A 17,180-nucleotide genomic window follows, 5' to 3' on the forward strand; every position below is an offset into this window, starting at 1 on the left:
CGACAACTTGAAGTTTGCAGTAGAATTGATCTACCCAATCGCGATGGAAGAAGGCTTGCGCTTCGCTATCCGTGAAGGTGGCCGCACTGTAGGCTCAGGCGTCGTTTCTAAAATCCTTTAATACACTACACTAATAACCTTCGGGTTCGACGTAGGGCGACAGGTTCTCTGTCGCTCTACCTATCAACTCTAACGCCTTGAAAGGCTAAACAATGCAAAGCCAAAACATTCGTATTAGGCTAAAAGCTTATGATTACCGTGTGCTAGATGCGTCTACACTGGAAATCGTAAACACAGCCAAGCGGACTGGTGCACAAGTACGTGGCCCAATCCCTATGCCGAATAAGATCGAGAAGTTTACTGTTTTGCGTGGTCCACACGTAAACAAGAAATCTCGTGAGCAATTCGAAATCCGGACGCATAAGCGTCTATTAGACATCATTGACCCAACTCCACAAACAGTAGACGCGCTTATGAAGCTTGATCTTGCTGCTGGTGTGGATGTTGAGATCAAACTATAAAAGGGGCCTGGATATTATGCGCTCTGGAATTATAGCAAAAAAAGTTGGCATGACTCGTTTGTTCATGGAAGACGGTAAACAGATCCCTGTAACTGTTCTTCAAATGGAAAACCTACAAGTTGTGGCACAACGCACATCTGAAACTGACGGCTACACAGCTGTTCAACTTGGTGCTGGTGTTGCTAAAGCAAAACGCCAATCTGCAGCAATGCGTGGCCACTTTGCAAAAGCAAAAGTAGAACCAAAACGCAAAATCGCGGAATTCCGTGTTTCTGCTGACAACCTGATCGAAGTTGGTGAAGAGATTACTGCAAACCACTTCTTAGACGGTCAGAAAGTTGACGTATCCGGCACATCAATCGGTAAAGGTTTTGCTGGTGCGATGAAACGTTGGAACTTCTCTGGTTTGCGTGCGACACACGGTGTGTCTATCTCTCACCGTTCACACGGTTCAACAGGCCAATGTCAGGACCCTGGTCGCGTTTTCAAAGGTAAGAAAATGGCTGGTCACATGGGCGCTGCTCGTGTCACAACACAGAACTTGGAAGTTGTTAAAACAGACATCGATCGTGGTCTTATCATGATCAAAGGCGCTGTTCCTGGTTCAAAAGGTGGTTGGGTGACTGTTAAAGACGCTGTGAAAAAGAAAGCCCCAGAAGGTCTTCCTTTCCCAGCAGCTCTACGCAGCCAACAAGCACCAGCTCAGGTAGAAGAAGCTCAAGTTGCGACCGCAACCGAAGCACCTGAAGGAGGAGCAGAATAATGAAAGCTGACGTAATCAAGTTGGATTCTAAAGCCGCTGGTTCTATCGATCTTGACGATACAATCTTTGGTCTTGAGCCACGCGCTGACATTCTTCACCGTGTTGTGCGTTACCAATTGGCGAAACGCCAAGCGGGTACACACAAAGTGAAAACACGTTCTGAAGTAAGCTACTCAACAAAGAAGATTTACCGTCAAAAAGGTACTGGCGGCGCTCGTCACGGTGCTCGTTCGGCGCCTATCTTCCGCGGTGGTGGTGTTTACAAAGGTCCAAAAGTTCGCTCACACGCGCACGATTTGACAAAGAAGTTCCGTAAATTGGGTCTTCGCCACGCTTTGTCTGCAAAGGCAACTGCTGGTGAGTTGGTGATCCTAGATGCGGCGACTTTGAAAGACGCAAAAACTAAGGAATTGGCAAAAACTGTCAAAAACCTTGGCTGGAAAAAAGCACTTGTGATTGATGGTGCTGAAGTGGATGCAAACTTCTTGTTGGCATCACGTAACATCGACGGTTTGGACATTTTGCCAAGCCAAGGTGCGAACGTGTACGACATCTTGAAGTCAAACACTTTGGTTCTAACAAAAGCTGGCGCTGAAGCATTGGAGGCTCGTCTAAAATGAGCACTAAAGCAGAACTATACGATGTAATTCGCAAGCCGATCGTTACGGAAAAAGCAACTATGGCTTCTGAAGCCAACGCTGTTGTTTTCGAAGTTGCTATTGATGCGAACAAACCTCAGATCAAAGAAGCTGTAGAAGGCTTGTTCAATGTTAAAGTAAAAGCAGTGAACACTACGATCACTAAAGGTAAAGTAAAGCGTTTCCGCGGTCAGCTGGGTAAACGTAAGGACGTTAAAAAAGCATATGTTACACTTGAAGAAGGTAACACAATCGACGTCTCTACTGGTCTTTAAGACGGTTTAAATAGATTTAAGAAGCCCTCGGCGTATGCTGGGGGCTTTTTTCGTTTAGGGGGTATGTCCCAGTTGGGACATTTGTCTATCTTATTGATAGTAATGCGCCTTTCTCTGATTAACTTAAATTCTGTGTGCTGGTTTGAACATCATGTCTTGTTTCTTAATGTGTAATTATGTTATAATATAACAATCTTAGTATCTTGGATAAAATGACGCCAATAATGCCCACATCTGCCACACGCCTGCCTGTCACTTTGCTGACTGGGTTTTTGGGTGCGGGTAAAACAACGCTTCTTAATGCAATATTGGCCAATGCCGTTGGTACAAAGATTGCTGTGATTGTGAATGAGTTTGGTGAAGCTGGGCTTGACCATGATCTTATTCAAACCGTGGACGAAGAAGTCGTGTTGATGCAATCGGGGTGTTTGTGCTGTTCCATTCGCGGTGATCTGGCGCAAACTTTGCAAGACCTGATGGAGCGTAAACAGTCAGGCAACATAACGTTTGACCGTGTGGTGATTGAAACAACCGGTCTTGCTGATCCTGCCCCAATTCTGCACACGTTATTGGTCGATCCATATTTGGCAAAGAACTTTCGTATGGACGGTGTTGTGACAGTGGTCGATGCAGCGGCAGGCCCTGATACGCTTGATCGTCAATTCGAAGCTGTTTCACAGGTGGCAATGGCGGATTTGTTGGTGCTAAGTAAAACTGACCTAGTGCCAGAACATGAGTGGCATACATTTGAAACGCGCCTAAAATCACTGAACCCAACAGCAAGCATTTTAAAAGCCGATCGTGGTGTCGTTCCGACTACCTCTCTTTGGGGGCTGAGTGGTATGGATGAAACGGGGAAACCAGATCAGGTTATGGCGTGGTTGATACCGAATGATATCAAGCCCAAGCCAACATCATTGGATAATCTTTCGGGGTTGGCACCGTTCACGCCAACGAAAGCATTGCCACATGCACATGATGCGCGCATTGGTTCAGCATCAATCGTGCTGGATGATCCCATTCCGTCTGACGTCTTTGATCTTTGGCTAGATACTTTAATCTTATTGCGCGGTTCTGATATTTTGCGTGTCAAAGGGATTGTGCACCTGGAGGGTATTGAAACGCCGTTTGTTTTCCATGGGGTGCAACACTTGTTTGATCCACCCGTAGCTTTATCAGATTGGCCAGGGGGTGATCGCCGTTCCCGTGTTGTTGTGATTGCGCGGGATATGACGAACCCAGAACTGGCCCGCAGTCTTGATATGTTGCGAAGAAATAAGTTTGAAGAAGATCATTCGGCTGTTGAGATACTGTAGTCTGTTGCGAAAGCTCTGCGTGAATATTACCGAAACACCAAGCGTAACTTATTCCTAATACGGACCTCACCAACATTGGTTTGTTTTGTAAATGCGATGATGAGGGGGAGGAGTGGATCATCTGGGGTCAAGTGCCCTTCGTCAAACAACATCTGCAAAATTAATGATCTGGTGCGCTTGGTTATGTAAATGGTGTGCAAACTGTTGCTGTGTGGAAATATCATCATGGGCTAATACGCCGCTCCCTTAAATCAAATATACAAATGAAAACGGCCGTCGGATGATCCGACAGCCGGGGAGTTCGTTAGCCGCGTGAACCACGACTGCTATGACCTTTAGGCCGAAACCCTGGACATACGTCATAACCTCCCCGACCTTTGAATATCGAGAAGGTATCATTTCAGCTGACACCAGCTGGTTCACGTGGGGTAACGACACCCCGAGATGAGCTGTGGCTCATCCTGAGGTTAGGATAGGGGATGTGTTCGGGCTAGGGAAGGGGGAATAAATTTTATAAATATTATGTGGTTTAATAAGTAGATTTCTTTTTAATAATAAGGATAGTTTTTAAATCTTATTTTGGAGCAGAAAAATGCGCGAAAAGTGGAAAAGTATCCCCCCCGTAGGTCACTCAAGCTGGAATGATATAGAGGCTTGGATGAGCGCACATTATCCAGACGTATTCGAAGAATACTTTCCTGAGCGTAATCGGGGGGATAAATATTTTTGGTATAAAGAGGTTACAAAGCGGCTTGTTATTGGTTTGATAGGATTCATTATAGCTGCTATTTTCTATTGGTATAATACAGTTAAGAACCCATCAGGTCTCTTTAATGTTGTAATTTTTCCCGACAGCTCAATTGGAATGTCGATAAATACATTTATGTTTTTTTTATTAGCAACATGTATTTCCGTTAGCCTGATTGTTTGCTGTTTCTTTTTATATAGAACTATTGTTTGTAAACGCTCTTTTGGAAAAGCGAATAGCATTGGTGCCCAAATTAATGAGTTAAAAGTTAAGTCCCAGACCCAACCGTCAGTAGTGGTCGGGGATCAAAGTACATTGAACATGAATTGGGGTAATGAAAGTATTGTGGGTGCTAATACTGTGTCTAATACTAACACTTATAATATTGGTGAATTTAACGCAGAGATAAAAAGACTGGTGCAATATTGCAGTTCTAATGAAGAGCAAGAGGCTGTAAAAATCGTACATTTTTTGCAACAGGCAATTGAGAAAGGTGAAAATAAATCAGTTATTTTTAAAATATGGAACCAGCTTTTCAAAGTGATTTCTGATGTTAATCAATTAGCTAAATTGGAAAACTATATAGGCCAATACTTTAATGGGCATTAGCGCCCGATCCGAGGGTGGGTGTGAAGCACCCGCCCGTGGGGGCGGATCGGGTGCTGTCCGTGCCTTGCACGGACTGGGTGCGGAAAGCGCGGTGTTTTGTAGGATCGTTTTGGTGGTTTGAGCGTCTAGATGGCATTATGTGGCATGCTTGCAATCCCCAATAAAACAACGCTAAACCTATAGACAGTCCCCCCTATCCCTGATACTCCCACCCAATCGATTGGCTTCAGATTCGTTCTGGGGCCTCTCATACTTTTTAAAGCCGAGTGTTTTGCACTCTGAATTGACGGACCTACGGGGCCGTATAACCACAGCGGTCTGCGGATCGCGCTAAAAACGGAAGACAGAAAGAAATGGCACTAAAGTCGTATAAACCGACGACGCCAGGCCAACGTGGGTTGGTTCTGATTGACCGTTCCGAGCTTTGGAAAGGCCGTCCTGTTAAAGCGCTCACTGAAGGTGTGCGTAAAAACGGCGGTCGGAACAACACCGGACGGATCACTATGCGTCGCAAAGGCGGTGGGGCGAAACGCCTATACCGTATCGTTGACTTCAAACGCAACAAAATGGACATGCCAGCCACGGTAGAGCGTATCGAATACGACCCTAACCGTACTGCGTTCATCGCGTTGATCAAATATGAAGACGGTCAACAAGCATACATCCTTGCACCACAGCGTTTGGCTATTGGTGACAAAGTAATTTCATCTGCTAAGGCAGATATCAAACCAGGTAACGCAATGCCGTTCACTGGTCTACCAATCGGTACAATCATCCACAACATCGAGTTGAAGCAAGGCAAAGGCGGCCAAATGGTACGGGCTGCTGGTTCATATGCTCAGTTTGTTGGTCGTGATGGTGGCTATGCTCAGGTGCGTTTGTCATCAGGTGAGCTTCGCTTGGTTCGTCAAGAGTGTATGGCAACAGTAGGCGCAGTATCTAACCCAGATCACAGCAACCAAAACTTGGGTAAAGCTGGTCGTAACCGTCACAAGGGCATTCGCCCATCTGTACGTGGTGTTGTTATGAACCCTGTTGATCACCCACACGGTGGTGGTGAAGGTCGTACATCTGGTGGTCGTCATCCTGTGACACCATGGGGTAAGCCGACTAAGGGTGCTCGTACACGTTCAAACAAGACAACGGATAAATACATCGTTCGTTCTCGTCATGCTAAGAAGAAGGGTCGCTAAGATATGCCTCGTTCAGTCTGGAAAGGCCCATTTGTTGATTCATACGTGCTTAAAAAAGCGGAAGCTTCACGTGAATCAGGGCGTAATGAAGTAATTAAAATTTGGTCTCGTCGTTCGACGATCCTACCTCAGTTCGTTGGTTTGACTTTTGGCGTTTATAACGGCCACAAGCACATCCCAGTAAACGTATCTGAAGATATGATTGGTCAGAAGTTTGGCGAATACAGCCCGACCCGTACATACTACGGTCACGCGGCTGATAAAAAAGCGAAAAGGAAGTAAAAGATGTCTAAGTCTAAGAACCCTCGTCGCGTTGCAGATAACGAAGCTATGGCCGTATCTCGCATGCTAAAGACTAGCCCGCAGAAAATGAATCTTGTTGCGCAACTTATTCGCGGCAAATCAGTAGACAAAGCGTTGGCTGATCTTACATTTTCTAAAAAGCGTATTGCTGATGATGTTAAGAAAACATTGCAATCAGCGATTGCGAATGCGGAAAACAACCACGGTTTGGATGTTGACGAGTTGATCGTTGCAGAAGCTTGGGTTGGTAAAAACCTTACAATGAAACGCGGACGTCCACGTGCTCGTGGCCGCTACGGCAAAATCTTGAAGCCATTCGCTCAAGTTACTATCGTAGTACGTCAACCGTCAGCTGCAGCAGAGGAGCAAGCATAATGGGTCAAAAGATCAATCCAATTGGCTTCCGTTTGCAAGTCAACCGTACATGGGACAGCCGCTGGTTTGCTGAAAGCAAAGACTATGGCGACCTTCTATTAGAAGACCTTAAGATCCGTGACTTCATCAAGAAGGAATGTGTTCAAGCTGGTGTTGCTCGTGTTATCATCGAGCGTCCACACAAGAAGTGCCGTGTGACTATTCACTCTGCACGTCCTGGTGTGATCATCGGTAAAAAAGGTGCTGACATTGAAACACTTCGTAAGAAGGTTTCTGCGCTTACAGATTCTGAATTGCACTTGAACATTGTTGAAGTTCGCAAGCCAGAACTAGACGCTGCATTGGTTGCTGAATCAGTAGCTCAACAGCTAGAGCGCCGTGTATCTTTCCGTCGTGCGATGAAACGCGCTGTTCAAAACGCAATGCGTATGGGTGCCCTTGGTATTCGTATCAACTGTGCAGGCCGTCTTGGTGGTGCAGAGATTGCGCGTACTGAATGGTACCGTGAAGGTCGCGTTCCGTTGCACACATTGCGTGCGGACATCGACTATGCACGTGCAGAAGGTCTGACAGCTTATGGTATCATCGGTATCAAAGTTTGGATCTTCAAAGGTGAGATCATGGAACATGATCCACAAGCACATGATCGCCGTGCTGCTGAAGCACAAGAAGGCGGTGCGCCGCGTCCACAGGGCAACCGCCCTCCACGCCGCTAAGCTGAAGGAGAACTACAATGCTTTCACCAAAGCGTACTAAATTCCGCAAAGCGTTTAAGGGCCGTATCCACGGCCAAGCTAAAGGCGGTTCTGATCTGAACTTTGGTTCATTCGGTCTAAAAACGACTGAACCAGAGCGTATCACAGCCCGTCAAATCGAAGCGGCGCGTCGTGCAATGACACGTCACATGAAACGTCAAGGTCGTGTTTGGATCCGTATTTTCCCAGACTTGCCTGTTACCAAAAAGCCTACTGAGGTTCGTATGGGTAAAGGTAAAGGTTCTGTGGAATTTTGGGCAGCCAAAGTTAAACCTGGCCGTATCATGTTCGAAATCGACGGCGTAAGCGAAGACGTTGCACGTGAGGCTTTGCGCCTTGCAGCAATGAAATTGCCAGTGAAAACACGTGTTGTACAACGCGAAGACTGGTAAGCTTTCACGCTTCTAAAAAATTAGAAACCCCTGATCGCAAGGTTGGGGGTTTCTTTATTATCATATGCATAAAGTTAAAGGATTATTTTGCGGGTACACGTGCGATAGCTTTAACTTCAAAAACAAATGGCTCTGCCAGAGCGGCAACTCCAATGGCTGTCCAGTTTGGCGGTGTTTCCACACCAAAAAACTTTTCCCTTATGGGGCGCGCTAAACCGCCATGTTCGGGGTAGTTGGTATAAAATGCGGATAAATCAACGACATCATCATAGGTTGCACCTGCGGCATGCAGCACAGCACCCATATTCACAAAAGCTTGTTCTATTTGTTGCGCTGGATCTTTTGGCGTGGTGCCATCTGAATAGATGCCTACCTGCCCACCAATGAACAACAGATCATCTGATTGAATAGCTGGAGCAAACCCCCAAGCATTGTAAAGGTCTTTTATGTCTTTTGGGGCCACAATATTTCGTCCCATATCAATTCCTTTCATTTTGGTATGGTTTGAAAGTATCACTTGTATATAAATCTTAACAAATCAGGCTTTCTATGCAGGTGCCTTAGAAAATCTATTCCATAAACAGGTTCTATTTTATGACATATCGACTGCCATCTTTGAACGGGTTGCGTGCATTTGAAGCATCGGCGCGGCATTTGAGCTTTAAGCGCGCAGCGAGTGAATTATGTGTCACTGCTGGTGCAATCAGTCAGCAGGTCAAAGCTCTTGAAGCAACAATGGGTGTGCAACTGTTCCAAAGATTACCACGTGGGTTGGTTTTAACGGAACAAGGCGAGGCCTATCTTAGCCCGATCAGTGATGCGTTTCGCCTCATTTCGCGCGCAACAGATGAGGCTTCAAGTATTTTGAAAAGTCGCACATTCAGGTTGGGTATTGCTACGTCTTTGGGGCCAGAGTTTCGCACAGCGATATCAAAACTGCGCGATGAAAAAACAAATGGCCCTATTGCGGTTATAACTGAGGCGAGCGATCCAACCATGCTGTTGGATGGTGGCATTGATGCGTTGTTGCGCCAACCTCTTGCCAGACATCCAGAGCTGCATTTGGAACAAATGGCTTTCAGAATGCCAGATGGTTCAACAAAAGAGGTTACCTTGGCAATGTTGCCTGCTGTTTCGGGGTGTCGGGAGCATCAACTGCTGCAAAATGCTATGATGAGGCGGTCCCAAGAAACGTCAGATTTGGAGAATTAACTTAAACCATCCCGAAATGCTGCGACCTTTGCGCGGTTGCCGCAGGTTTTCATGCTGCACCAGCGGCGTTTTGAGCCGCGGGAGGTATCTTTGTAGACCAACACGCATTCTGGGTTAGAGCAATTCTTTAAGGTACCATCTGCAACGGATGCCAATAGCTCTGCGGCCATCTGCGCCAGTTTTCCTAAAATCGCATGCGGTTCCAGTTCTTCATCCCGTGGGCGCAGGGTAAAGGTTTTGTTTACATAAGTCAGTTGCAGATTGGGCGTATAGGACGCCACATAGGCGTCAATTGTAGCAATATCTTGCGCTGATGGTGTTTTGTCAGACATACGTGCATCAAACACAGCCTTCATCGCTGTTCGCAATCCATAAATCGCTTGCATTTCATCCATTGAGAACGTGCGCTTTGGGGTGATCCCTGCCGCTTTCAACCAACCATCGAACTTTGCCGCATCTGGAATTAAGTCCAATGGTGCATCCTTATAGGCGACCAGCGTGTTGACAAAATCAAGCGCTGTATCGTTGCCGATAAACTGAAAGGGGACACGTGTTTGTGACATGTAACCTATCTAAGTGCTGTTGACTGGTTAATCAAGTTGAAATAGCAATGTAACCTATATGGTGTAATCAAGAAGGTTACAAAAGTAAGTGAGGCAGCTTTGCCCGCAATTTGGAGAACATAATGTTGAACATATTTAAATCAGCCGTCGCAGGTGCCGTTTTGCTGGCATCAACAGCGGGTTTTGCAACAGCCGAGGTGAGTTACGGTTATGAAAGTGTGAAGGGGACAAAAATCTTTTACCGCGAAGCGGGAGATCCATCGAAACCGTCTTTGGTTTTGTTGCATGGGTTTCCAAGTTCTTCGCACCAATACCGCGATTTGATTGATGATCTGAGTGACGCCTATCATGTTATCGCGCCAGACTACCCAGGTTTTGGGTCGAGTGATTTCCCATCCCCTGACCAATATACATATTCCTTTGATAATTTTGCCGATACGATTGACACATTCTTGGAACAACGCGGCATTTCAAAATACTCGTTGATGATGCACGATTACGGCGCCCCTGTCGGTTTCCGTATTGCCACTGAACATCCAGAACGTGTTGAAACCTTGCTGATCAAAAACGGCAACGCGTATGAAGAGGGTATCAACAAAGAGGTTTGGGCGCCGATCCTATCGCTGTGGGAAAACCCAACGCCTGAGTTGCGCAAAACGATTGCCGAAAATATTTACAGCCTTGGTGGAATGCAGTGGCAATACACGCATGGCACGCGTAACCCAGAGGCGATTTTGCCAGACAACTGGTTGTTGGATTATTACAACCTGACCCGCGAAGGCATGCATGATGTGCAGTTGGATCTGTTCTATGATTATCGTAACAATGTGAAGCTTTACCCTGAGTGGCAGGCGTACCTAAAAGAAAACCAACCGCCTGTTTTGGTTGTGTGGGGTAAGAACGATGCGTTTTTCCCAGTGTCTGGTGCCGAAGGCTATAAACGTGACGTCAAAGACATTGATTACAATATCTTGGACACGGGCCATTTCCCACTGGAGGAAGAAGGTGAATTTATTGCTGAAAAAGTGCGGACCTTCTTAATAGAACGTGGCATTGAATGAAAAAAGGAGTGCGTGGAAAACCACGCACTCTACAACTTTATCAGGCTCGCGCTTGCAGTTTGTTTGCGCTATCTATCCTGTATGTCACAAATTGATTCACTTTTCGTAACCCGCTTGTACCGCGCTGCTTTGAATGAAGTCGGCAGCAAAATTGATGCCTCTGAGTTTGAGAATACTTGCCTCTCTATCGCCGAAGATGATGAGGCTGGACAGCTGTGGTGCGAGGAAAATGACTTCCCTGGGTACACCAGCTATGCTTCCCTCGACGATCTGGAATGGCGGTTCCCGATCTTTCAGGATGTAGCAGCAGCTCTTGATAAACACGTCATGGCTTTTGCTGAGGATTTGCAATTTGATCTGGATGGTAAGGAGTTGAAGCTCGATAGCCTTTGGATCAACATCCTGCCGACAGGTGGTATTCACACATCTCACATTCACCCACATTCAGTGATCAGTGGCACCACCTATGTCTCTCGCCCAAAAGATGCCAGTGCGATTAAATTTGAAGACCCGCGGTCGCAAATGATGATGGCCGCACCTACACGCAAAAGTGATGCGCGAAAAGAGATGCAAAGCTTTATATATGTGGAACCAGAGGCAGGGGATGTCTTGCTTTGGGAAAGTTGGTTGCGACATGAGGTGCCCATGAATATGTCAGATGAAGAACGCATAAGCGTCAGTTTTAATTACGGTTGGGGATAATGGGAATTTTCAAACAGATTATTGTGCCGCTGATTGCAGTGGTGTTTTTAAGTGGGTGTGTATCTACATCTAACCCAACTGAATTGCCGCCTGTCACACAACAAGAGGTGACAGAGCTTACAAGTGGCATCCTTGCATTGGGTCCTAATATTGATCCTGAAGAGGCTGCGCGCGCTGCCCGTATTGCCTATGAATACCCGCGCCAGTTGGCGGTTGAGTATGGGATCACGGATACCCCGCTGACACATAATACCAAGGTGAATTTGGGTTACCGCACACGTGGCCTGTGTTGGCATTGGGCCGATGATCTGGAGGCGCGTCTGGCAAAAGAGAATTTCAAAACGTTGGATTTGCACCGTTCTATTGCCAATTCCCGCAAACCTTTGCGGATTGAACACAGCACCGTTCTGGTTGGTCGCAAAGGAAGCAGTTTGTACGAAACATTGGTACTTGATCCATGGCGTAAAGGTGGGCTGCTGTTTTGGGCGCCACCACTAGAAGATAAACGCTATGAATGGTTGCCTGTTGAGGTTGTTTTCGCAGAACGTCGTGCCAAGAAGGCAAAGCAAGGCCTCTGAACAAAATCAGGTGGGTATTGCCCACCTTTTTGCATCTAGTCTAATATGCCCGCAGAGGAATCCAGTGTGTTGTCTATACTGTTGTCCACGGGGTCTATGATCGGATCTGATGGTGGCGGGAGTAAAAGCTGTGTCGTTTCACCGTCTTCTCTGACGACCCCAAAGGAAAAATCTTCACTTTCGCCAAAGCTGTCGGTGTCTGATCCTGTTCCATCGTCTGTAGACAGGTCAATGGCGCCATCCCAGACGGCTAGAAAAAAATTGCCATCAACGATTTCGATTTCAAAGTGTTGTGCCGTGGCTTGTATTGGGAATGCCGCAATTGTTGCTGCGATAATATATGATAGGATTTTCATGGGATACTCCTTAAAAACTACGGCTGACTTTTAGGCCAATGGAACTGTCGCCAGAGATGGCGCCAATGCCTGAACTGCCTGTCAGACTGACTGTTGTTACGGCGCCAAAACGTTGGGACAGACCGACGCTAACATAATTGGCTTGGTCCACCAAATGGGCGGTTATGTTTTCGTTGGAAAACAGGGATTTTGCACCAACGGAAAGGGATGTTTTTTCTGCGATTTTCTGTGTGTATTGTAATCCCAACGTCGTGATGTGCCGCGTATCTTCAAACGGGGTGCCCGTGAAATCCTGATCCAGCACACTGACCGCATGATTGATACTGCCCACCAATGTGGATTTTCGCCCAATACCAAATAACCTTTGCAGCCCAGCCACGATTGTGACCGCATCGCCGTCACTGGTGGCAGGCGCGCCGCCGCCATTAAACACTTCGGCATTGTCGTTATAGGAAAATGCAAGTGTGGCGATGGTCAGTTTACTGACATTAAATGTCATGCCTGCACCGATACCGTTGATGTCCGCGTCTGAGGTGCCAAAGGCATTGGTTGCATCCAAATTCGCATTATACAGATAAAAGAACCCGCTGGCCTTGGGCGCGAACTTTTTCGTATAGCGCAGAATTGTCGAAATACGTTCGCGATCTCGGTTGGTTGTGTTGCTGTCAGATTTGCTGAACCGTAATTGCAGCGAAATCTTTTGATCGTTTTTAGTGTCGGCAATCCCTGGAACAGCGCCAAGGCATGCGATACATGCGGATAATAGTAGTTTTCGTATCATTCATCTCTCCCCTGCATTATTTGTATTGTATACATTAAAGCTGTCAATGGCGGGGTTCTTGGTTTACCTGCGAAACAACCTAGACTTCGGCCCACCTATCGTGGATAGTCTGATCTAAAAACAGGACGCCCATGCAAACCAGCCTTGACCATTTACCGCCGCGAAAACAGCGCGAGTTGGCGCAGGTTGTGGATGTGTTGCGCGCAGGGTTGGCGGCGAAGCTGGAAAACGCCACGCAGCCGCATAAGCGGAACGGCAAAATCCTGAAAGTGATCCTTTATGGGTCCTATGCCCGTGGTGGCTGGGTCGAGGATCATAAGGGCGGGTATTATTCGGACTTTGATATTCTGGTGATCGTCGATCATCCCGACTTTACGGATGTGGTGGATTACTGGATGCCGACCGAGCAGATATTGCAAGAGATCAAAACGCCCGTTCAGGTGATTTACCATACGTTGGATGAGGTGAATTCGGCACTGAAAGACGGACAGTATTTCTTTTTTGATCTCTATAATGATGGTGTGATGCTCTATGAGTATCAAGATGCTAAGAACGGTTCGCCAAAATATCGTCTGGCAGACCCGACAGCGCCTGATGCACAACGTGCTTATGATATGGCGAATGATTATTATGAATTATGGATGAATAATGCTCGTAATTTTCTTAAGGGTGCGGACTTCTACATAAACGAAAATATACATAACAATGCAGCTTTCGAATTACACCAAGCAACTGAAAGTGCATACGCAGCCTTTCTGCTCACTCATACTTTATATAGCCCAAAATCACATGATATTGGGAAACTTCGTGCACGTTGTGAAGAGATAAACCAAACCTTGCGAAATGTATGGCCAAGAAACCAAAAACCTTATGACCGCTATTTCAGCCTCCTAAAACGAGCTTATGTAGAGGCTCGCTATTCCAAGCACTACGAGATTACAAAAGAAGAGTTGGAATGGTTGGATAGGCAAGTGAGTAAATTGATAGGGATAGTGGATCACGCCTGCCAAACCCATTTAGATAAATTGCAACACAGCGCCCGAGACTAGGGTGGGCGCAGTGCGCCCTCCCGTGGGGGAGGATCGGGCGCGGCCCGCAAGCGGGCCAGTTGAAAACATAAGCTAACAAGCAAACTGTGACTCAAGATTAGGCAACCTATGCTTGCTAAATCGTTTTGTGTGATTTTATATTCTGGTATTAATTTAAATAAATTGAGAAAATTATGAGTAATGGTTTCCCAGCACGACTGCATGTTCTTCTAGCCAGAGAAAGTTCGAAAGCTGTTGTTATTAGGCGAGGGCCATCAAAAAAAGTAGGTTTATTTGGTTGGGACCGAAAAACTGATAAAATCACGACTGGTCAATGGTTGAAGGGGCGCATTTATGAGTTTCGTTGCGATTTGTCTCCAGACGGTAAGTATATGATCTATTTCGCAATGAATGGCCGTTGGGATGATCCTGTTAGTTTGGGCTCTTGGACTGCAATTTCTCGCGCACCATATTTAAAGGCACTGACATTTATCCCTTGGGGTGATTGTTGGAATGGTGGTGGATTATTTAACGACAATAAGACGTACTGGTTAAATAGGGGTTGTACAGAAATAAATAAAGTGAGGGATCATTGGGAGATTTCAGAAAAACATGATCAACAAAGTGATGGGAATACCCGTTCGGAATGCCCAGACATTTACTATCGCCGCCTACAACGTGATGGTTGGTTAGAAATTGGCCGTGAAGGTGATCCAGCCGATTGGCGAACCCCGCATGTGACATTTTTTGAAAAGGATTTATGGGCACATTGGAAGATCAGGAAAAGTGCTATAGCAGATATTAACCAACCTATTGGTCGAGGAACTTACCGGGATGAGCATGTTTTGGTTTCACAAAGTAATGAAGAGGTACCATGTCTAGATTGGGAGTGGGCTGAACAAGATGGTAAAAACATTATTTATGCGTCAGAAGGTAAGCTCTGGCGACAAAAGATAAACAGCCAGGCTAAATTGGCAGAACCCAAATTAATACATGACTTCAATAAAGAAAATTTTGAGGCGATAGAGGCGCCGTATTAATTTGTTGGTGAAGAACCATTGAATACATCATATTGTGCCCAAACAGCACAAAGCATTTAGCCCTTTATAAATATCCCTGTTTTCCCCTTGCCATATAGCCGTTTCAGGCGTAAAGGAGCCGTTCATCATGTACTCCACTGGAATCAGGGTGACCCATGGGCGTGTCTAAACGTTCTGTTAGCGGGGCCTACCAGTGATGTTGAAAGGAAAATGGCGATGAATGCCAACGAACTAAAAGACAAAACACCTGACGAGCTGCGCGACGCGTTGGCTGCGGCTAAAAAAGAAGCGTTTAACCTACGTTTCCAAGCTGCAACAAACCAGTTGGAAAACACAGCTCAGATTAAGACTGCACGCCGTTCTGCTGCGCGCATCAAGACAATTTTGAACCAGAAAGCTGCCGAAGCGGCAGCTGAATAAGGGGACTGACATGCCAAAGCGTATTCTAACCGGCACAGTAACAGGCGACAAGAACGAGCAAACAGTATCTGTTTCAGTTCAGCGTAGCTTCCAGCACCCGGTTCTTAAGAAAACTATTCGTAAGTCTAAGACATATCGTGCACACGATGCGAATAACCAATTCAAAATCGGGGATACTGTTCGTATCGAAGAGTGTAAGCCGATTTCGAAAACGAAACGCTGGACTGTTTTGGCTGACGCCTAAGCAACCAGTTTAACGAAACCGTAGGGCCACAAAGCATCGGTCCCTACAGGTCGGAGGAAACCACATGATCCAGATGCAAACTAATCTGGATGTAGCTGACAACAGCGGCGCTCGCCGTGTTCAGTGCATCAAGGTTCTGGGCGGTTCTAAACGGAAGTACGCTTCCGTTGGCGACATTATCGTAGTTTCTGTGAAAGAAGCCATTCCACGCGGTCGCGTGAAAAAAGGTGACGTTCGCAAAGCTGTGGTGGTTCGCACTGCCAAAGAAGTCCGTCGTGAAGACGGCACAGCAATCCGCTTTGACGGCAATGCTGCAGTCATCCTAAACAATGCGAATGAGCCTATGGGTACACGTATCTTTGGCCCAGTTGTTCGCGAACTACGCGCGAAGAACTTCATGAAGATCATTTCGCTTGCACCGGAGGTTCTGTAATATGGCTGCTAAGTTGAAAAAAGGTGACAAGGTCATCGTTTTGACTGGTAAGGACAAAGGTAAAGAGGGTGAAATCTCTTCTATCAATCCTACAACTGGTAAAGCAATCGTTGCAGGTGTTAACTCTGCAATCCGTCACACGAAACAATCACAAGCTGGTCAAGGTGGCCGTATCCCAACAGATATGCCGATCCAATTGTCTAACTTGGCTTTGGTCGATCCAAAAGAAGGCGGCGCAACACGCGTTGGTTTCAAAATGGAAGGCGACAAAAAAGTACGTTTCGCTAAAAAATCAGGAGCGTTGATCGATGGCTGATTATACTCCACGTCTAAAAGCACATTATGACGGCACTGCTCGTCCTGCTTTGAAAGAAGAGTTCGGTTACAAGAACGACATGATGATCCCAAAACTAGACAAAATCGTCTTGAACATGGGTGTCGGTGAGACTGTAAACGACTCTAAGAAAATCCGCTCAGCAGTTGCTGACATGGCGTCTATCGCTGGTCAACAACCGGTGATCACTAAAGCTAAGAAATCAATCGCTGGTTTCCGCGTACGTGAAGACATGCCTTTGGGCTGTAAAGTTACACTACGTGGCGAAAAGATGTATGAATTCTTGGATCGCTTGATCACTGTAGCTATGCCTCGTATCCGCGACTTCCGCGGTATATCAGACAAAAGCTTTGATGGCCGTGGCAACTATGCCATGGGTCTTAAAGAGCACATCGTATTCCCAGAAATCGACTATGATAAAGTAGACGAGATGTGGGGTATGGACATTGTTATCTGTACGACTGCTAAAACAGATGCAGAATCTAAAAGCCTATTGAAGCAATTCAATATGCCTTTTACCAGCTGATCGCGGAAGGAAAG

General features: G+C 46.3%; 27 protein-coding genes. 23 read left to right on the forward strand and 4 right to left on the reverse strand.

What is annotated here, in order from left to right; translation table 11 throughout:
- The 12 genes from F9L33_RS11555 to rplP all read left to right on the forward strand — a co-directional run.
- On the forward strand, positions 1-121 hold a 121-nt coding region (locus F9L33_RS11555), incomplete at its 5' end, for a hypothetical protein (RefSeq protein WP_152142957.1).
- 91 nt (positions 122-212) lie between these two features.
- Entirely contained in the window at positions 213-521 is a 309-nt protein-coding gene (rpsJ, locus tag F9L33_RS11560; protein ID WP_152142958.1) for a 30S ribosomal protein S10, read from the forward strand.
- Between the two features lie 16 nt (positions 522-537).
- Positions 538-1,284 (forward strand): 50S ribosomal protein L3, encoded by a 747-nt coding sequence (gene rplC, locus F9L33_RS11565; protein WP_152142959.1) that lies wholly within the window; start codon positions 538-540, stop codon positions 1,282-1,284.
- Positions 1,284-1,904 (forward strand): 50S ribosomal protein L4, encoded by a 621-nt coding sequence (gene rplD, locus F9L33_RS11570; RefSeq protein WP_152142960.1) that lies wholly within the window; start codon positions 1,284-1,286, stop codon positions 1,902-1,904. The genes rplC and rplD overlap by 1 nt, the downstream gene beginning before the upstream one ends.
- Positions 1,901-2,197 (forward strand): 50S ribosomal protein L23, encoded by a 297-nt coding sequence (locus F9L33_RS11575; protein WP_152142961.1) that lies wholly within the window; start codon positions 1,901-1,903, stop codon positions 2,195-2,197. The genes rplD and F9L33_RS11575 overlap by 4 nt, the downstream gene beginning before the upstream one ends.
- A 224-nt stretch (positions 2,198-2,421) precedes the next feature.
- Positions 2,422-3,513, forward strand: coding sequence for a GTP-binding protein (locus F9L33_RS11580; RefSeq protein ID WP_193222045.1), 1,092 nt, complete (start codon positions 2,422-2,424; stop codon positions 3,511-3,513).
- Between the two features lie 592 nt (positions 3,514-4,105).
- Positions 4,106-4,870 (forward strand): hypothetical protein, encoded by a 765-nt coding sequence (locus F9L33_RS11585; protein ID WP_152142963.1) that lies wholly within the window; start codon positions 4,106-4,108, stop codon positions 4,868-4,870.
- A gap of 353 nt (positions 4,871-5,223) precedes the next feature.
- Complete coding sequence (gene rplB, locus F9L33_RS11590; RefSeq protein ID WP_152142964.1) at positions 5,224-6,063, forward strand: 50S ribosomal protein L2; 840 nt, start codon at positions 5,224-5,226, stop codon at positions 6,061-6,063.
- A 3-nt stretch (positions 6,064-6,066) separates the two neighbouring features.
- Positions 6,067-6,345: a 30S ribosomal protein S19 gene (rpsS, locus tag F9L33_RS11595; RefSeq protein WP_152142965.1), complete on the forward strand. Its 279-nt coding sequence runs from the start codon at positions 6,067-6,069 to the stop codon at positions 6,343-6,345.
- Between the two features lie 3 nt (positions 6,346-6,348).
- Positions 6,349-6,741: a 50S ribosomal protein L22 gene (gene rplV / locus F9L33_RS11600; RefSeq protein ID WP_152142966.1), complete on the forward strand. Its 393-nt coding sequence runs from the start codon at positions 6,349-6,351 to the stop codon at positions 6,739-6,741.
- Entirely contained in the window at positions 6,741-7,457 is a 717-nt protein-coding gene (rpsC, locus tag F9L33_RS11605; protein ID WP_152142967.1) for a 30S ribosomal protein S3, read from the forward strand. Before rplV ends, rpsC begins: the two co-directional genes overlap by 1 nt.
- A gap of 17 nt (positions 7,458-7,474) precedes the next feature.
- Complete coding sequence (gene rplP / locus F9L33_RS11610) at positions 7,475-7,888, forward strand: 50S ribosomal protein L16 (protein WP_152142968.1); 414 nt, start codon at positions 7,475-7,477, stop codon at positions 7,886-7,888.
- A gap of 82 nt (positions 7,889-7,970) precedes the next feature.
- Here rplP and F9L33_RS11615 read toward each other — a convergent pair whose 3' ends face one another.
- Positions 7,971-8,366, reverse strand: a complete 396-nt coding sequence (locus tag F9L33_RS11615) for a Rid family hydrolase (protein ID WP_152142969.1) — start codon at positions 8,364-8,366, stop codon at positions 7,971-7,973.
- Positions 8,367-8,482: 116 nt separating this feature from the next.
- Here F9L33_RS11615 and F9L33_RS16070 point away from each other — a divergent pair, with 116 nt between their 5' ends.
- Complete coding sequence (locus F9L33_RS16070) at positions 8,483-9,100, forward strand: LysR family transcriptional regulator (RefSeq protein ID WP_152142970.1); 618 nt, start codon at positions 8,483-8,485, stop codon at positions 9,098-9,100.
- On the opposite strand, the gene F9L33_RS11625 is transcribed toward F9L33_RS16070, so the two are convergent.
- Entirely contained in the window at positions 9,097-9,663 is a 567-nt protein-coding gene (locus F9L33_RS11625; protein ID WP_152142971.1) for a CGNR zinc finger domain-containing protein, read from the reverse strand. The genes F9L33_RS16070 and F9L33_RS11625 overlap by 4 nt on opposite strands.
- 122 nt (positions 9,664-9,785) lie before the next feature.
- Here F9L33_RS11625 and F9L33_RS11630 point away from each other — a divergent pair, with 122 nt between their 5' ends.
- The 3 genes from F9L33_RS11630 (at position 9,786) to F9L33_RS11640 (ending at position 12,004) form a co-directional block, all read left to right on the forward strand.
- Positions 9,786-10,724 carry an alpha/beta fold hydrolase gene (locus F9L33_RS11630; RefSeq protein WP_152142972.1) on the forward strand — a complete coding sequence of 313 codons (939 nt, stop codon included), beginning with the start codon at positions 9,786-9,788 and terminating at the stop codon, positions 10,722-10,724.
- An 81-nt stretch (positions 10,725-10,805) separates the two neighbouring features.
- Positions 10,806-11,426, forward strand: a complete 621-nt coding sequence (locus F9L33_RS11635) for a TIGR02466 family protein (protein WP_152142973.1) — start codon at positions 10,806-10,808, stop codon at positions 11,424-11,426.
- Positions 11,426-12,004, forward strand: a complete 579-nt coding sequence (locus F9L33_RS11640) for a hypothetical protein (RefSeq protein WP_152142974.1) — start codon at positions 11,426-11,428, stop codon at positions 12,002-12,004. The genes F9L33_RS11635 and F9L33_RS11640 overlap by 1 nt, the downstream gene beginning before the upstream one ends.
- 35 nt (positions 12,005-12,039) lie before the next feature.
- On the opposite strand, the gene F9L33_RS11645 is transcribed toward F9L33_RS11640, so the two are convergent.
- Together F9L33_RS11645 and F9L33_RS11650 are read right to left on the reverse strand one after the other, a co-directional pair.
- Positions 12,040-12,360 (reverse strand): hypothetical protein, encoded by a 321-nt coding sequence (locus F9L33_RS11645; RefSeq protein ID WP_152142975.1) that lies wholly within the window; start codon positions 12,358-12,360, stop codon positions 12,040-12,042.
- A 10-nt stretch (positions 12,361-12,370) separates the two neighbouring features.
- Positions 12,371-13,141: a hypothetical protein gene (locus F9L33_RS11650; protein ID WP_152142976.1), complete on the reverse strand. Its 771-nt coding sequence runs from the start codon at positions 13,139-13,141 to the stop codon at positions 12,371-12,373.
- 131 nt (positions 13,142-13,272) lie between these two features.
- Between F9L33_RS11650 and F9L33_RS11655 the strand changes: the two genes are divergently transcribed.
- The 7 genes from F9L33_RS11655 to rplE all read left to right on the forward strand — a co-directional run bounded on the left by F9L33_RS11655 (position 13,273) and on the right by rplE (position 17,166).
- Positions 13,273-14,190, forward strand: a complete 918-nt coding sequence (locus F9L33_RS11655) for a HEPN domain-containing protein (RefSeq protein ID WP_152142977.1) — start codon at positions 13,273-13,275, stop codon at positions 14,188-14,190.
- Positions 14,191-14,363: 173 nt separating this feature from the next.
- Positions 14,364-15,209, forward strand: coding sequence for a hypothetical protein (locus F9L33_RS11660; RefSeq protein ID WP_152142978.1), 846 nt, complete (start codon positions 14,364-14,366; stop codon positions 15,207-15,209).
- A 216-nt stretch (positions 15,210-15,425) separates the two neighbouring features.
- A complete protein-coding gene (gene rpmC / locus F9L33_RS11665) occupies positions 15,426-15,629 on the forward strand; it encodes a 50S ribosomal protein L29 (RefSeq protein ID WP_152142979.1) in 204 nt (67 codons plus the stop codon).
- Between the two features lie 10 nt (positions 15,630-15,639).
- On the forward strand, positions 15,640-15,873 hold the full coding sequence (rpsQ, locus tag F9L33_RS11670; RefSeq protein ID WP_152142980.1) for a 30S ribosomal protein S17: 234 nt from the start codon (positions 15,640-15,642) through the stop codon (positions 15,871-15,873).
- 64 nt (positions 15,874-15,937) lie between these two features.
- Complete coding sequence (gene rplN / locus F9L33_RS11675) at positions 15,938-16,306, forward strand: 50S ribosomal protein L14 (protein ID WP_152142981.1); 369 nt, start codon at positions 15,938-15,940, stop codon at positions 16,304-16,306.
- Position 16,307: 1 nt separating this feature from the next.
- On the forward strand, positions 16,308-16,622 hold the full coding sequence (gene rplX / locus F9L33_RS11680) for a 50S ribosomal protein L24 (protein ID WP_152142982.1): 315 nt from the start codon (positions 16,308-16,310) through the stop codon (positions 16,620-16,622).
- Positions 16,615-17,166, forward strand: coding sequence for a 50S ribosomal protein L5 (gene rplE / locus F9L33_RS11685; protein WP_152142983.1), 552 nt, complete (start codon positions 16,615-16,617; stop codon positions 17,164-17,166). Before rplX ends, rplE begins: the two co-directional genes overlap by 8 nt.
- The last annotated feature ends 14 nt before the right edge of the window (positions 17,167-17,180 follow it).

Origin of the sequence: Amylibacter sp. SFDW26 (assembly GCF_009184395.1) — a bacterium.
Taxonomy (GTDB): Bacteria; Pseudomonadota; Alphaproteobacteria; order Rhodobacterales; family Rhodobacteraceae; genus Amylibacter.

Bases quoted from the DNA above. Each gene is read 5' to 3' on its own strand.
- rpsJ (WP_152142958.1), top strand. From the start codon at position 213: ATGCAAAGCCAAAACATTCGTATTAGGCTAAAAGCTTATGATTACCGT.
- rplC (WP_152142959.1), top strand. From the start codon at position 538: ATGCGCTCTGGAATTATAGCAAAAAAAGTTGGCATGACTCGTTTGTTC.
- rplD (WP_152142960.1), top strand. From the start codon at position 1,284: ATGAAAGCTGACGTAATCAAGTTGGATTCTAAAGCCGCTGGTTCTATC.
- F9L33_RS11575 (WP_152142961.1), top strand. From the start codon at position 1,901: ATGAGCACTAAAGCAGAACTATACGATGTAATTCGCAAGCCGATCGTT.
- F9L33_RS11580 (WP_193222045.1), top strand. From the start codon at position 2,422: ATGCCCACATCTGCCACACGCCTGCCTGTCACTTTGCTGACTGGGTTT.
- F9L33_RS11585 (WP_152142963.1), top strand. From the start codon at position 4,106: ATGCGCGAAAAGTGGAAAAGTATCCCCCCCGTAGGTCACTCAAGCTGG.
- rplB (WP_152142964.1), top strand. From the start codon at position 5,224: ATGGCACTAAAGTCGTATAAACCGACGACGCCAGGCCAACGTGGGTTG.
- rpsS (WP_152142965.1), top strand. From the start codon at position 6,067: ATGCCTCGTTCAGTCTGGAAAGGCCCATTTGTTGATTCATACGTGCTT.
- rplV (WP_152142966.1), top strand. From the start codon at position 6,349: ATGTCTAAGTCTAAGAACCCTCGTCGCGTTGCAGATAACGAAGCTATG.
- rpsC (WP_152142967.1), top strand. From the start codon at position 6,741: ATGGGTCAAAAGATCAATCCAATTGGCTTCCGTTTGCAAGTCAACCGT.
- rplP (WP_152142968.1), top strand. From the start codon at position 7,475: ATGCTTTCACCAAAGCGTACTAAATTCCGCAAAGCGTTTAAGGGCCGT.
- F9L33_RS11615 (WP_152142969.1), bottom strand. From the start codon at position 8,366: ATGGGACGAAATATTGTGGCCCCAAAAGACATAAAAGACCTTTACAAT.
- F9L33_RS16070 (WP_152142970.1), top strand. From the start codon at position 8,483: ATGACATATCGACTGCCATCTTTGAACGGGTTGCGTGCATTTGAAGCA.
- F9L33_RS11625 (WP_152142971.1), bottom strand. From the start codon at position 9,663: ATGTCACAAACACGTGTCCCCTTTCAGTTTATCGGCAACGATACAGCG.
- F9L33_RS11630 (WP_152142972.1), top strand. From the start codon at position 9,786: ATGTTGAACATATTTAAATCAGCCGTCGCAGGTGCCGTTTTGCTGGCA.
- F9L33_RS11635 (WP_152142973.1), top strand. From the start codon at position 10,806: ATGTCACAAATTGATTCACTTTTCGTAACCCGCTTGTACCGCGCTGCT.
- F9L33_RS11640 (WP_152142974.1), top strand. From the start codon at position 11,426: ATGGGAATTTTCAAACAGATTATTGTGCCGCTGATTGCAGTGGTGTTT.
- F9L33_RS11645 (WP_152142975.1), bottom strand. From the start codon at position 12,360: ATGAAAATCCTATCATATATTATCGCAGCAACAATTGCGGCATTCCCA.
- F9L33_RS11650 (WP_152142976.1), bottom strand. From the start codon at position 13,141: ATGATACGAAAACTACTATTATCCGCATGTATCGCATGCCTTGGCGCT.
- F9L33_RS11655 (WP_152142977.1), top strand. From the start codon at position 13,273: ATGCAAACCAGCCTTGACCATTTACCGCCGCGAAAACAGCGCGAGTTG.
- F9L33_RS11660 (WP_152142978.1), top strand. From the start codon at position 14,364: ATGAGTAATGGTTTCCCAGCACGACTGCATGTTCTTCTAGCCAGAGAA.
- rpmC (WP_152142979.1), top strand. From the start codon at position 15,426: ATGAATGCCAACGAACTAAAAGACAAAACACCTGACGAGCTGCGCGAC.
- rpsQ (WP_152142980.1), top strand. From the start codon at position 15,640: ATGCCAAAGCGTATTCTAACCGGCACAGTAACAGGCGACAAGAACGAG.
- rplN (WP_152142981.1), top strand. From the start codon at position 15,938: ATGATCCAGATGCAAACTAATCTGGATGTAGCTGACAACAGCGGCGCT.
- rplX (WP_152142982.1), top strand. From the start codon at position 16,308: ATGGCTGCTAAGTTGAAAAAAGGTGACAAGGTCATCGTTTTGACTGGT.
- rplE (WP_152142983.1), top strand. From the start codon at position 16,615: ATGGCTGATTATACTCCACGTCTAAAAGCACATTATGACGGCACTGCT.